The following is a 12,318-nucleotide window of genomic DNA, read 5'->3' as shown; positions in this document are numbered from 1 at the left end:
AGATTTGAAAATGATCTATTAGCGCCCACTCATAACGGAGTATTTGTTCTGTATCCGCCGGGGTTTATATCGGCGCGGAATAAGTAACCATCCAAGATGTCGTTCCCAAACCGGGGGCTTCTGACCGACCATTCAACCTCCTTGAAAGATCGACGGAGTCGCGAATGGCTTGGCTGTTGGGAAGAAAACTGGGCGTTGCCTTGCTGGCATTGGCCGCCGTGGCCGCCACGCCTGTTGCCGCGCAGCAAAAGCAGACGCTGCTGAACGTATCCTACGATCCCACGCGCGAGCTCTACAAGGACTTGGACAAGGCCTTCGCGACCGAATACAAGAAGAAAACCGGCATCGACGTAACCATCCGCCAGTCGCACGGCGGCTCCGGCAAGCAGGCGCGTTCCGTGATCGACGGCCTGGACGCCGACGTGGTGACGCTGGCCCTGGCCTACGACATCGATGCGCTGCACGAGCACGGCCAGTTGCTGCCGGCCGACTGGCAGAAGCGCCTGCCGCAGAACAGCTCGCCCTACACCTCCACCATCGTGTTCCTGGTCCGCAAGGGCAATCCAAAAGGCATCAAGGACTGGGGCGACCTGATCAAGCCGGGCGTGTCGGTCATCACGCCCAATCCCAAGACGTCCGGCGGGGCGCGCTGGAACTATCTGGCCGCCTGGGCCTACGCCCTCAGGCAGCCGGGCGGCAATGAAGCCAAGGCCCGCGAGTTCATCGCCGAACTCTTCAAGCACGTGCCCGTGCTGGACAGCGGCGCGCGCGGGGCCACCACGACCTTCGTCGAGCGCGGCCAGGGCGACGTGCTGCTGGCCTGGGAGAACGAGGCCTTGCTGTCGCTGAAGGAACTGGGCCCGGACAAGTTCGACATCGTCGCGCCCTCGCTGTCCATCCTGTGCGAGCCGCCGGTGGCGGTGGTCGACAAGAACGTCGACAAGAAGGGCACGCGCCAGGCCGCCCAGGCCTACCTGGAATACCTGTATACGCCCGAGGCGCAGGAGATCATCGCCAAGAATTACTACCGTCCCCGCAACCCGACCGTGGCGGCCAAGTATGCGTCGGCCTTCCCCAAGGTGAACCTGATCACGATCGACGAGGTCTTCGGCGGCTGGCAGAAGGCCCAGAAGACCCACTTCGAGGATGGCGGCACTTTCGACCAGCTCTACCAGCCGGGCAAGCGTTGATGTGATTTTCGGGAACTGATTCGGCAGGACGGCGGTGGCTCGCCAGGCGCGGGCCACCGTCTTCGGCATTCATAGAGATCCGGCAGCAGATGTCTTCCATTACCACCCTCGGGACCTTGAACCCGCCTCGGCCTCGCCCCCGGCGCGCGCACCGGTTCGGCGTGTTGCCGGGTTTCGGCCTGAGCATGGGCTTTACGGTGTTCTACCTGAGTCTGATCGTGCTGATCCCGCTGTCGACGCTGCTTTTCAAGAGCGCGACCCTGTCCTGGGACGCGTTCTGGGCTGCCGTGACGGCGCCGCGCGTGCTGGCTTCCTACCGGCTGACCTTCGGCGCCGCGCTGCTCGCGGCGCTGGTGAACCTGGTCGCAGGGCTTGCCGTGGCATGGACCCTGGTGCGCTACGACTTCCCGGGCAAGAAGGTCGTCGATGCGCTGGTGGACCTGCCGTTCGCGCTGCCCACTGCCGTCGCCGGCATCGCGCTCACCGCCCTGTACGCGTCCAACGGCTGGATGGGCAGCTGGCTCGAACCGCTCGGCATCAAGGTGGCCTATACGCCCGTGGGCGTGGTGGTGGCGCTGATATTCATCGGCCTGCCGTTCGTGGTCCGCACCGTCCAGCCGGTGCTCGAGGATGCCGAGCGCGAGCTGGAAGAGGCCGCCGCGAGCCTCGGGGCGAGCCGCCTGCAAACCTTCGTCCGCGTGCTGCTGCCCACGATCATGCCCGCGTTGCTGACCGGCTTCGCGCTGGCTTTCGCGCGGGCGGTGGGCGAATACGGCTCGGTGGTCTTCATCGCGGGCAACATGCCCATGGTGTCGGAGATCACGCCGCTGCTGATCATCACCAAGCTCGAACAATACGACTACGCCGGTGCGGCAGCGATCGCCCTGGTCATGCTGCTGCTGGCCTTCGTGCTGCTGCTGGTCATCAACCTGCTGCAATGGTGGCAGGCCCGGCGTGGGCTGGGGAGGGGGCTATGAGCGCGCCCGCCCGGCCGCCCGAAGGGGGCGCTCCCTCCCTCGGGGAGGATGTCGCGCAGCGACAGGAGGGCACACCAGTTAGCGCGCCCGCCCGGCCGCCCGAAGGGCCTCCCCGTGCCGCCAACCACCTGAACGAGCCCGCATGGGTGCGCGCGCTGCTGCTCGCGGCCTCGCTCGGATTCCTCGCGCTGTTCCTGCTGCTGCCCCTGGCGGCGGTGTTCGTCGAGGCGCTGAAGAAGGGCTGGGAGCTCTACGCCGAGGCGCTGGTGGAACCGGATGCCCTGGCAGCCATTCGGTTGACGCTGCTGATCGCGGCCATTTCCGTGCCGCTGAATCTGCTGCTGGGCGTGGCGGCGGCGTGGGCCATTACCAAGTTCCAGTTCCGCGGCAAGCAGGTGCTGGTGACCCTCATCGACCTGCCGTTCTCGGTGTCGCCGGTGGTCGCGGGCCTGATCTACGTGCTGCTGTTCGGCACCCATGGATGGCTGGGGCCGTTCCTGCAGGCCAACGACCTGAAGATCGTCTATGCCGTGCCTGGCGTCGTGCTGGCGACCCTGTTCGTGACTTTTCCCTTCGTCGCGCGCGAATTGATTCCGCTCATGCAGGCGCAAGGCAGCGAAGAGGAACAGGCCGCGCTGACGCTGGGCGCCTCGGGATGGCAGATGTTCCGGCGGGTGACGCTGCCCAACATAAAATGGGGACTGCTTTACGGGGTCATCCTTTGCAATGCGCGGGCGATGGGCGAGTTCGGCGCGGTCTCGGTAGTGTCTGGGCATGTCCGGGGCCTGACCAACACGATTCCGCTGCATGTGGAGATTCTCTACAACGAATACGCCTATCAGGCATCGTTTGCCGTCGCCTCGGTGCTTGCCCTGCTGGCGCTGGTGACCCTGATCCTCAAAAGCGTGGTCGAATGGCGCAGCGCCAAGCTGGTCGACGGCCAGGCCGCTTCCGAATTTCCAGGCACCGTGCCGCTGCACTTGAAGGCGGCCGGCTGACCGCCTCAGGGAACGAAAAACATGAGTATCGAAGTCCGCAATCTTTCCAAGCGTTTCGGGAATTTCCAGGCCCTCAAGGATGTGTCCTTGCACATCGAATCGGGTGAACTGGTCGCGCTGCTCGGACCGTCCGGCTGCGGCAAGACCACCTTGCTGCGCATCATCGCCGGGCTGGAGACGCCCGACGAAGGCAGCGTGTACTTTTCGGGCGAGGACGCCACCGACGTGCACGTGCGCGAGCGGCAGGTCGGGTTCGTGTTCCAGCACTATGCGCTGTTCCGCCACATGACCGTGTTCGAGAACGTGGCCTTTGGCCTGCGCGTCAAGCCGCGCGGCCAGAGGCCCGCCGAGGCGCAGATCAAGGAGAAAGTCCACCAGTTGCTGAATCTGGTCCAGCTCGACTGGCTGGCCGACCGCTATCCGTCGCAATTGTCCGGCGGCCAGCGCCAGCGCATCGCGCTGGCCCGTGCGCTGGCCGTCGAGCCGCGCGTGCTGCTGCTGGACGAACCTTTCGGGGCACTCGATGCCAAGGTGCGCAAGGAGCTGCGCCGCTGGCTGCGGCGCCTGCACGACGAGCTGCACGTGGCCAGCGTGTTCGTCACGCACGACCAGGAGGAGGCCCTGGAAGTGGCCGACCGCGTCGTACTGATGAACTCCGGCCGCATCGAGCAGGTCGGTACCCCGACCGAGGTCTGGGAGCGGCCCGCCACGCCGTTCGTCTATGGCTTCCTGGGCGACGTCAACCAGTTCCATGGCAAGGCCCATGCCGGCGTGCTCCATGCGGACGGCCTGACCATCCCCACGCCGGAGCTGGCCGATGCGCAGCACGCCAACGCCACGGCCTACATCCGTCCGCACGAGTTCGACGTGCAGCGCTACAGCGACGGCGACATCGGCCTGGTGACCACTTTCAACCGGGCCTACCTGTCGGGACCGAGCGCCTACCTGGAGCTGACGCGCCAGGGGTCGGAGCAGCCGATCGAGGTCGAATTGCCGGCCGAAGTGTTCCGCCAGCTCGACCTGAAAGGCGGCGAGGCGCTCGTCGTCAAGCCGCGCAATGCACAGGTTTTCCTGACATGAGGGAGGCCCACCCCCTGGCGGCCTGCGGCCGCTCCCCCTCAAGGGGGCGGCACCGGCGGACCGGCGGAGCCGGATCCGCGGTGCCCTGGATCAAGAGACGTTCGTGCCATGGATGACTGAAATGCAACTCGCCCCTACGTTTTTGCCGAATTGGACCGAGCTGGCTGATCGCCTGGCCGTGATCGCTCGCGCGCATGCGGACGTGGCGCTTGCCTCGTCGCTGGCAGCCGAGGACATGGTGCTGACCCATGCGATCTTCGAACGGGACCTGCCGATCGAGATCTTCACGCTCGATACCGGACGGCTCAACGCCGAGACCGTGGCGATGATCGATCGCATTGCCGAGCGCTATGGCCGCTCCATCCACGTCGTGCGGCCGGATCCGGCAGCGGTCGAGAAGTACGTGGGCACCCATGGGCTGAACGCCTTCTACGAGAGCGTCGAACTGCGCAAGGCCTGCTGCGAGATCCGCAAGGTCGAGCCGCTTCGGCGCGTACTGGCGGGACGCAGCGCCTGGATTACCGGACAGCGCCGCGAACAGGCGGTCACGCGCGGCGAGCTGCCGCTCGACGAGCACGATCCCGTCTTCGGCCTGCACAAGTACAACCCGCTCGCCCTGTGGACCCAGGACGAGGTGTGGGCAGCCATCCGCGCCCTGGACATTCCCTACAACCCGCTGCACGACCGCGGCTACCCGTCGATCGGCTGCGAGCCCTGTACCCGGGCCATCCGGCCCGGCGAGGACTTGCGCGCCGGCCGCTGGTGGTGGGAGTCGTCCGACTCCAAGGAGTGCGGCCTGCATGCCGGCAACCTGTCGGCCATCCCGGTCACCGTCGTCACAACCAAGCAATCAGGCTGAATCATGCCCGCTATCTTGAACACCACGCGCAGCCATCTCGATTGGCTGGAATCGGAAGCTATCTTCATCATGCGCGAAGTCGCGGCCGAATGCGCCCGGCCCGTGCTGCTGTTTTCCGGCGGCAAGGATTCCTGCGTGCTACTCAGGCTGGCGGAGAAGGCCTTCCGGCCCGGCAAGTTCCCGTTTCCGTTGATGCACATCGACACCGGGCACAACTTCGACGAGGTCATCGCCTTCCGCGATGCCCGCGCCGCCGAACTGGGCGAAGAGCTGATCGTGCGCAGCGTTGAAGATTCGATCAAGCGCGGCTCGGTCGTCCTGCGCAAGGAAACCGATTCGCGCAACGCCGCGCAGGCAGTCACGCTGCTCGAGGCGATCGAGGAGTTCGGCTTCGACGCCTGCATAGGCGGCGCGCGCCGCGACGAAGAGAAGGCGCGCGCCAAGGAGCGCATCTTCTCGTTCCGCGACGAATTCGGCCAGTGGAACCCCAAGGCCCAGCGACCCGAGCTCTGGAATCTCTACAACACGCGCGTGCACGCCGGCGAGAACATGCGCGTCTTCCCGATCTCGAACTGGACCGAGCTCGACGTATGGCAGTACATCGCCCGCGAGAATCTCGCGCTGCCGTCGATCTACTACGCGCACAAGCGCGACGTGGTCCGGCGCAACGGACTGCTGGTGCCGGTGACGCCGCTGACGCCGCCGCAGGAAGGCGACCAGGTCGAGAACCTGACCGTGCGGTTCCGCACCGTGGGCGATATTTCCTGCACCTGCCCGGTGGCCTCGGAAGCCGCCGACCCGCTGGCCATCATCGCCGAGACGGCGGTGACCGACATTACCGAGCGCGGCGCCACCCGCATGGACGACCAGACCTCGGAGGCATCGATGGAGCGCCGCAAGAAGGAAGGATATTTCTGATGAACGCCATGACCGATCCCGCATTCTTTTCCGCCGCCGACAAGGGCGTGCTGCGTCTCATCACGGCGGGTTCCGTGGACGACGGCAAATCCACCCTGATCGGCCGACTGCTCTACGACAGCAAGGGCATCTTCGCCGACCAGCTCGACGCCATCTCGCGCGCCAAGTACAAGCGCACCGTGGGCGACACCATCGACCTGTCACTGCTGACCGACGGCCTGGAAGCCGAGCGCGAGCAAGGCATCACCATCGACGTGGCCTATCGCTATTTCTCCACGCCGGTGCGCAAGTTCATCATCGCCGACGCGCCCGGCCACGAGCAGTACACGCGCAACATGGTCACCGGCGCCTCGACCGCCGACGTGGCGGTCATCCTGATCGACGCGACCCGGGTCGTCGACGGCCAGTTGCTGACCCAGACCAAGCGCCACAGCACCCTGGCCCATCTGCTCGGCATACGCCACATCGTGGTGGCGGTGAACAAGATGGACCTCGTGGAGTGGAGTCGGCCGGTGTTCGACCGCATCCGCGACGCCTATGCCGCGCTGGCGGCCAAGGTGGGCATCGCCAGTTTCCATATCCTGCCGCTCTCGGCGCTCACCGGCGACAACGTCGTCGGCAAGTCCGCGCGCACGCCATGGTACGAGGGGCCGGCCCTGCTGGAACTGCTCGAGAACCTCGAGGTGCGCACCGACGCCTCCGCCAAGGCGTTGCGCTTTCCCATCCAGATGGTGGCGCGCCACGGCGGCGACCGTGCCGACGATTTCCGCGGCTACATGGGGCAGCTCGCCAGCGGCTCCGTGCGCGTCGGCGACCGTGTTCAGATCCAGCCCTCGGGCGTGGCGGCGACGGTGAAATCGCTGGTGGTCTACGGCGGACACGTGGAAGAAGCCGTGGCCGGCGATTCCGTCACCATCGTGCTGAACGAAGACGTGGACGCTTCGCGCGGCGACGTGCTGGTGCACGAATCCTCGCCCGCGTCGGTAACCCGGCAGTTCGAGGCCGAGCTGTGCTGGCTGGACACCCAGGCCCTGAACCCCGCCCGCAAATACCTGTTGAAGCAGGGAACCCGATTGACCACCGCCAAGATCAAGAGCGTGCTGTCGCGGCGCGACATCCATGAACTGGAAGAAACGGATGCCACCGACGCCCCGTTCGCAATGAACGACATCGGTCGCGTGGTGCTGGCAACCCGGGATGCCTTGGCCCTGGACCGGTACCAAGACCTTCCCGCCACCGGCGCGTTCATCCTGATCGACGAGGCCACTCACCAGACGGCTGCCGCGGGGATGGTGAAATAGAGACCCCTACGCAAGGGAAGCCCCGGTGGCGGCCTTTGGTCGCCAGGGGGGCTTAGGGCTCCGGCCGCATCCACAGCCAGATCGCCACCGTCAACATGATCCCGCCGGCAAGCCCTGCCACCCACCACCGCACCGGCGCCAGGAACAGCACCGCGGCACAAATGGCCATCGTAATCGTCGCGCTCCACTTCGCCCGGCGGCTGATCGAGCGATTCGTCCGCCAATGGCGGATCATGGTCCCGAAAACCCGATGGCCTTCGAGCCATGCCAGCAGCCGGGGCGATCCGCGCGCCGCGAACCAGGCCGCCATCAGGATGAAGACCGTGGTCGGCAGCCCCGGCACGAAAATGCCGACGATGCCTAGCGCCAGGCACAGCAGCGCCGCCAGCAGCGCCAGGCCGCGCATGAGGGCGCTGGGGTGGGGGGATGGCGGCTGTTCCGGCATGGGACTGGCGTAAAAGGGCAAGGCCGGTTCATTGTTTCACGAGCGGGCCCCGCCGTCATCGGGCGGCAGCCACTTCGCAAAGAGCCGTCTCGGCATCGCCGGCGATATCCACCACTTCCTCTGCACATTGTCCCACTGCGCCCCCAATTGCTTGGCCGCATCTTTTTCGGCGTATGGCACATCCAGGTAGATGCGTGGCGGCAGGGCCGGCGCGGCCGGCTTTGCGTGGGCCGTCTGGCGGGCGGCGGGCAGGTCCAGCGCGCGAATGAAATGGCTCTCTTGCCCGGCCGGCGCATAGAGGAACAGCTTGTCGCTGGTGCGGGTCATCGCGACGTAGAACAACCGCCGTTCTTCGGCGGGATCGGCCTGCGCCTGGGGGAATTCGCCGTCGGCCACGAAAGGTATGTGCACGTAGCGCCATTCCTTGCCCTTGGCCGCGCGCGCGGTGGTCAGCGTCAATGGATGCTTGTTCTTCTTGAGCGCGCCGCTGCGCCGTTGCGCCTGATGCAGGCGCTCGAGCAGGCCGGCGGCATCCAGGGCCGTGGACCGGGCATAGTCGATGAATCCCTCGATGGAGCGTGTGACGGCTTGCGCGTCGAGCCTGTGCACGAACAGCCGCCGGGTCGTGGCGGCCAGTTGCAGCTCCTCGGCGGCAAAGGCCAGCAGTTCGCCGGCCGACACGCTGGCGGCCTGGGCGATCAGGTGATCGCAGACCTGGGCGAACCGGGCACGCCAGCGGCGCGTGGCCGCGTCCACGGTTTCCTGCGCTTCCGACGTGCGACTCAGCCTGCCGCTGTAGAAATAGCGAATAGTGTCGGGGTCCGCGGCGATCGTGCGTTCGGCATCGGCCCATTCGCCCTCGGTGTACGACAGGCCGGCGAACAGGCCCAGGGCCCGCAGGATGGCCTTGACCTCGCCGCGTTCGCGCACCGGCGCCATCGACTGGCGGGCGATGTGCAGGATGCCGCGCAGCATCAGAATCTCGATGCGGTCGAAATAGCTCGGACATCCGTCCGTGGCGTAGGGTACGTCGTGCGCGATCAGGGCGTTCTCGAGCGCGATGCTCTGGTGCGCATCGCGCAGCACGACGGCGCAATCCGCCAGGCCGCGTTCCGTGCCGGCTGCGGCCAGGCGGGCGATCTCGTGCACGACCTTGATGCAGCAGTCGTCGGCGCCGGCATCGTAGCGGATGACCTCCACCTCGGTATCGTCCTGCCGTCCCGATTGGAACGTCTGTGCCGTCAGGGCCTGCGCGCACGCACCCAGCGTGGGACCGCAGCGGAAAGAGTTGGTCAGCGGCAAGCGCCGGGTCCCGGGAAAGAGATGTTCGAAGGCTTCGCCCATGTAGCGGGGGTCGGCACCGTTCCACGAATGCACCACCTGCTCCTTGTCGCCGGCGGCGATGATGCGGGTATGCGGCCCGGTCAGCTTGCGCAGCAGGGCGATCTGCGCGGCGTTGGCGTCGTGCCATTCGTCCGCCACGACGAGCGCGGGGCAGGGCAGCGTGACGACGTCGGCCAATTGAGCGCAGGTCGCGAGCACGTCGGTGACCAGGTCGTGTTCGCACTGGAAGGCGAAGTGCCCGGCATCGAACCGGCGCAGCCGTTCGTAGGTGCGGCAGATGGACACGAGACCGCGCGGCAGGTCCAGCTCGTCGGCCAGCTCCGCATCCGAGGCGTCCTCGAAGCGGGCGAATGCCAGCGTTCCCTTGAGCCGGGACAACTGGTTGATGACGATCTCGGCATGCAGATTGTTCAGGTCGTAGGCATAGTCCGGATCGGCGTGCGGGTCGGCGGCCGCTTCCTCGATGGCCTCGAACACATAGGGACGCATCGCCTCGGCATCGGCCAGGTAGACCTCGGCACCGTCGATGAGGCCCTGGGCCTGCCAGTCGGCCAGCAGCGCACCGGCGAAATCGGCATAGGTTGCGACCCGCACCGAGCGCGAGGCCCCCGCCTGCGCCAGGCGTTGGTGGAAGACCTGTTTCGCCGCTTCGGTGAATACCAGCGCCAGTATTCCGTCGGCCGGCGTGCCCTGGCGTTCTCGGTAGGCCACGCAGTGAGCGAGGGTCGTGGTCTTGCCCGAGCCCGCCACGGCATCGATGAGCAGGAATTTGCCGGTCTGCGAAATGATCTGCCGCTGTTCCGGGGTCAGCAATAGGGAACTCATGGCCGGAAGTGTAAACCGCCGGCCCCGGTATCCTAGATGCCCAGGCCACCCAGCGATTTGCCGCCGTCCACGAACAAAGTCTGGCCGGTGATGAACTTCGTCGCGGGCGAGGCGAAGAACTCGATGGCGACGGCGATGTCGTCCGGCGTCGCCGGTGCGCCGCCGGGCTCCAGCGCGACGGCCCTGGCGTACTGGTCGGGTGGCATGGTGCGCGTCATCGGGGTGTCGGTGAAGCCCGGTGCGATCGAGTTGACCGCGATGCGGCGCGCCCGCAGCTCCAGCGCCATGGCGCGGGTCAGGCCGATGACCCCGGCCTTGGAGGCGACGTAGTCGGCGAAGCCGTACCCGCCGAGCGCGCCGCGCGACGACACGGTCACGATGCGCCCGCCCGGCTGCATGCGGCGCGCGCCTTCCTGCGCGGGCACGAACACGCCGAGCAGGTTGACGTCGACGGTGCGCCGGAAGTCCTCGTCCGAGATCTCGTCGAACTGGCGCGGAGTGTAGATGCCCGCCGCGCAGACGACCACGTCGACTCGCCCTTCGCCGTCCATGATGCCGGCCACAGTCTTGCGGTCGCGCACGTCGACCACGTAGCCGTGCGCGTCCAGCCCGAGCGCCGACAATTCCTTTGCTGCCGCCCGGACCCGGTCCTCGCCGAGGTCCAGGATGGCCACGCGGAATCCCGTCACGGCAAGGCGTCGCGCCGTCGCGTAGCCGATGCCCGAGGCGCCGCCGGTGACGTAGGCGACTTGCTTGCCGGGCGGATGAGTATCGTGCATGTCCTCTTTCCTGGTTTGTGACGGCCGCGAAGAAAACTCAGTTCGCCTGGATGCCGAATTCCTTGATGATGCGGGCGTAGCGTGTGTCGTCGGTGGCGATGCGCCGGGCCAGGGCCCCGGGCGTGCCGCCCGTGGGCGTGAGCCCCATCACGGCGGCGCGGGACACGATGTCCGGCATCTTGATGATCTCGTTCACTGCCGCATTCAGTTTCTGCACGACATCGGCCGGCAGCCCGCGCGGCCCGAGCAGGGCTTGCCTGTTGGGAACTGGCCAGGAACAGCGACTGTGTGCCGATTTCGGCGATGGGCGTGAAGTCGGTCTGGGCGTTGTAGTCGGCGCCGGTGCCAGGCTTGAGTACGTGGGGCACGATGGCCAGCGTGTTGGGCGCCAACAGCAGGGTATAGCCATCTGCGGCGGCCCGGGCCACGTAGGCGCTGCCTATCGAACCGGCCGCGCCGCTGCGGTTCTCCACCACGACAGGTTGGCCCCATTTGGCGCTGAGTTTTTCGCCTATCCAACGGGCCAGCACGTCGGTGTCGCCGCCCGCGGGATAGGCGACGATGATCCTGACCGGCTTGTCGGGATAGCCGGCAGCCGTTGCCGCGGCGGACAGCGTGGCGAAGGAGACTGCCGCGGCGACAGCGGCGAGCATGGTGCGTCTGGCGAGATCGATCATGGCCATCCCTGGAAGCCTTTGAAATTAATTTATATGAACTTATTAAAAATATAAATTACTTGGCGCCGTGCGGATTTAGGGAGAAACCCTCTCCGTTGAGCTCGCCACCGGTGAAACAGGGCATGCGCTAAAATTTATGAGAAACAGGTTTTGTATATATTCAATCGTCGCCGGAGCGGTATATCCCATGCGATCAGACGAAACGCCCGCCAAGGTCCGGGTGCCTGCCGCCAAGGCGCCTTCGGAGACCATGTCCGAACGGGCGTACCAACACCTGCGCGCCGACGTGATCGCCGGCGCGCTGGCGCCCGGCCAGAAGCTCCGGCTGCAGGCCTTGCAGCAGCGCTACGAGCTGGGTATCAGCCCGATACGCGAAGCCCTCATGCAGTTGTCCGGCGAAGGCCTGGTCAGCAACGACGGCCAGCGCGGCTTCAGCGTCTCGCCCTTGTCCAAGGAGGACATGATCGACCTGATGCATGCCCGCACCGCCATCGAGACTCTGCTGCTCCAGGACGCCATCGAACATGGCGACGACGACTGGGGGGCAAGCATCACGGCTGCCTACTACAAGCTGACGCGGGCGCGTCTGCCTCAGGATCCGAACGACCTGGTGGCGGTGGAACTGTGGGAAGCGGCCCACCGGGGGTTCCACGCCGCGCTTCTGGCCGCCGCGCGATCGAAGTGGCTGATGCGCATCGACGAACAATTGATCGACCATTCCGAACGCTACCGCCGGATCCGGCTCGCCTATACGGCCTCGACGCAGCAGCTCGAGGATGACGTGATGAGTGAACATGCGCAACTGATGGAGGCCGCCCTGGACCGCAACGCCGGCCTGGCCTGCGAGTTGCTGCGCAGCCACCTGATGCGGACCGCGCAGGTGCTGGGCGAGCGTTTCGCCGAGTAGCCCGGAGGCGGCTCTCGG

Annotated in this window: 11 protein-coding genes and 1 pseudogene; 8 read left to right on the top strand and 4 right to left on the bottom strand. The window is 66.3% G+C overall.

What is annotated here, in order from left to right:
- The first annotated feature begins 164 nt into the window (after nucleotides 1-164).
- From CDO44_RS02770 to CDO44_RS02745, 7 genes are all read left to right on the top strand, one after another.
- Nucleotides 165-1,190 (top strand): sulfate ABC transporter substrate-binding protein, encoded by a 1,026-nt coding sequence (locus CDO44_RS02770; RefSeq protein ID WP_087778689.1) that lies wholly within the window; start codon nucleotides 165-167, stop codon nucleotides 1,188-1,190.
- 89 nt (nucleotides 1,191-1,279) lie between these two features.
- On the top strand, nucleotides 1,280-2,167 hold the full coding sequence (gene cysT / locus CDO44_RS02765) for a sulfate ABC transporter permease subunit CysT (RefSeq protein WP_087778687.1): 888 nt from the start codon (nucleotides 1,280-1,282) through the stop codon (nucleotides 2,165-2,167).
- On the top strand, nucleotides 2,164-3,165 hold the full coding sequence (gene cysW / locus CDO44_RS02760) for a sulfate ABC transporter permease subunit CysW (protein WP_087778685.1): 1,002 nt from the start codon (nucleotides 2,164-2,166) through the stop codon (nucleotides 3,163-3,165). The genes cysT and cysW overlap by 4 nt, the downstream gene beginning before the upstream one ends.
- A 21-nt stretch (nucleotides 3,166-3,186) precedes the next feature.
- On the top strand, nucleotides 3,187-4,245 hold the full coding sequence (locus tag CDO44_RS02755) for a sulfate/molybdate ABC transporter ATP-binding protein (protein ID WP_087778683.1): 1,059 nt from the start codon (nucleotides 3,187-3,189) through the stop codon (nucleotides 4,243-4,245).
- A gap of 121 nt (nucleotides 4,246-4,366) precedes the next feature.
- Nucleotides 4,367-5,104, top strand: coding sequence for a phosphoadenylyl-sulfate reductase (locus tag CDO44_RS27960; protein WP_233146012.1), 738 nt, complete (start codon nucleotides 4,367-4,369; stop codon nucleotides 5,102-5,104).
- Nucleotides 5,105-5,107: 3 nt separating this feature from the next.
- Nucleotides 5,108-6,022, top strand: a complete 915-nt coding sequence (gene cysD / locus CDO44_RS27955; RefSeq protein ID WP_233146011.1) for a sulfate adenylyltransferase subunit CysD — start codon at nucleotides 5,108-5,110, stop codon at nucleotides 6,020-6,022.
- A complete protein-coding gene (locus tag CDO44_RS02745) occupies nucleotides 6,022-7,323 on the top strand; it encodes a sulfate adenylyltransferase subunit 1 (RefSeq protein ID WP_087778681.1) in 1,302 nt (433 codons plus the stop codon). The genes cysD and CDO44_RS02745 overlap by 1 nt, the downstream gene beginning before the upstream one ends.
- A gap of 52 nt (nucleotides 7,324-7,375) precedes the next feature.
- On the opposite strand, the gene CDO44_RS02740 is transcribed toward CDO44_RS02745, so the two are convergent.
- From CDO44_RS02740 to CDO44_RS02725, 4 genes and pseudogenes are all read right to left on the bottom strand, one after another.
- Entirely contained in the window at nucleotides 7,376-7,768 is a 393-nt protein-coding gene (locus tag CDO44_RS02740) for a YbaN family protein (RefSeq protein WP_198951276.1), read from the bottom strand.
- A 36-nt stretch (nucleotides 7,769-7,804) separates the two neighbouring features.
- Nucleotides 7,805-9,937: an ATP-dependent helicase gene (locus CDO44_RS02735; RefSeq protein ID WP_087778678.1), complete on the bottom strand. Its 2,133-nt coding sequence runs from the start codon at nucleotides 9,935-9,937 to the stop codon at nucleotides 7,805-7,807.
- 32 nt (nucleotides 9,938-9,969) lie between these two features.
- Nucleotides 9,970-10,716, bottom strand: coding sequence for an SDR family NAD(P)-dependent oxidoreductase (locus tag CDO44_RS02730; RefSeq protein ID WP_087778676.1), 747 nt, complete (start codon nucleotides 10,714-10,716; stop codon nucleotides 9,970-9,972).
- Between the two features lie 37 nt (nucleotides 10,717-10,753).
- Nucleotides 10,754-11,393: pseudogene (locus CDO44_RS02725) on the bottom strand (Bug family tripartite tricarboxylate transporter substrate binding protein).
- Nucleotides 11,394-11,580: 187 nt separating this feature from the next.
- On the opposite strand from CDO44_RS02725, the gene CDO44_RS02720 reads away from it, so the two are divergent.
- On the top strand, nucleotides 11,581-12,300 hold the full coding sequence (locus CDO44_RS02720; protein ID WP_087778674.1) for an FCD domain-containing protein: 720 nt from the start codon (nucleotides 11,581-11,583) through the stop codon (nucleotides 12,298-12,300).
- Nucleotides 12,301-12,318 lie beyond the last annotated feature (18 nt).

This window comes from Pigmentiphaga sp. NML080357 (assembly GCF_002188465.1).
GTDB lineage: Bacteria > Pseudomonadota > Gammaproteobacteria > Burkholderiales > Burkholderiaceae_B > Pigmentiphaga.
The sequence above is the reverse complement of the archived record's forward strand: the minus strand, read 5'-3'. Positions and strand labels throughout refer to the sequence as shown.

Excerpts from the sequence above, each read along its gene's own strand:
- CDO44_RS02770 (WP_087778689.1), top strand. The coding sequence starts at position 165 with ATGGCTTGGCTGTTGGGAAGAAAACTGGGCGTTGCCTTGCTGGCATTG.
- cysT (WP_087778687.1), top strand. The coding sequence starts at position 1,280 with ATGTCTTCCATTACCACCCTCGGGACCTTGAACCCGCCTCGGCCTCGC.
- cysW (WP_087778685.1), top strand. The coding sequence starts at position 2,164 with ATGAGCGCGCCCGCCCGGCCGCCCGAAGGGGGCGCTCCCTCCCTCGGG.
- CDO44_RS02755 (WP_087778683.1), top strand. The coding sequence starts at position 3,187 with ATGAGTATCGAAGTCCGCAATCTTTCCAAGCGTTTCGGGAATTTCCAG.
- CDO44_RS27960 (WP_233146012.1), top strand. The coding sequence starts at position 4,367 with ATGCAACTCGCCCCTACGTTTTTGCCGAATTGGACCGAGCTGGCTGAT.
- cysD (WP_233146011.1), top strand. The coding sequence starts at position 5,108 with ATGCCCGCTATCTTGAACACCACGCGCAGCCATCTCGATTGGCTGGAA.
- CDO44_RS02745 (WP_087778681.1), top strand. The coding sequence starts at position 6,022 with ATGAACGCCATGACCGATCCCGCATTCTTTTCCGCCGCCGACAAGGGC.
- CDO44_RS02740 (WP_198951276.1), bottom strand. The coding sequence starts at position 7,768 with ATGCCGGAACAGCCGCCATCCCCCCACCCCAGCGCCCTCATGCGCGGC.
- CDO44_RS02735 (WP_087778678.1), bottom strand. The coding sequence starts at position 9,937 with ATGAGTTCCCTATTGCTGACCCCGGAACAGCGGCAGATCATTTCGCAG.
- CDO44_RS02730 (WP_087778676.1), bottom strand. The coding sequence starts at position 10,716 with ATGCACGATACTCATCCGCCCGGCAAGCAAGTCGCCTACGTCACCGGC.
- CDO44_RS02720 (WP_087778674.1), top strand. The coding sequence starts at position 11,581 with ATGCGATCAGACGAAACGCCCGCCAAGGTCCGGGTGCCTGCCGCCAAG.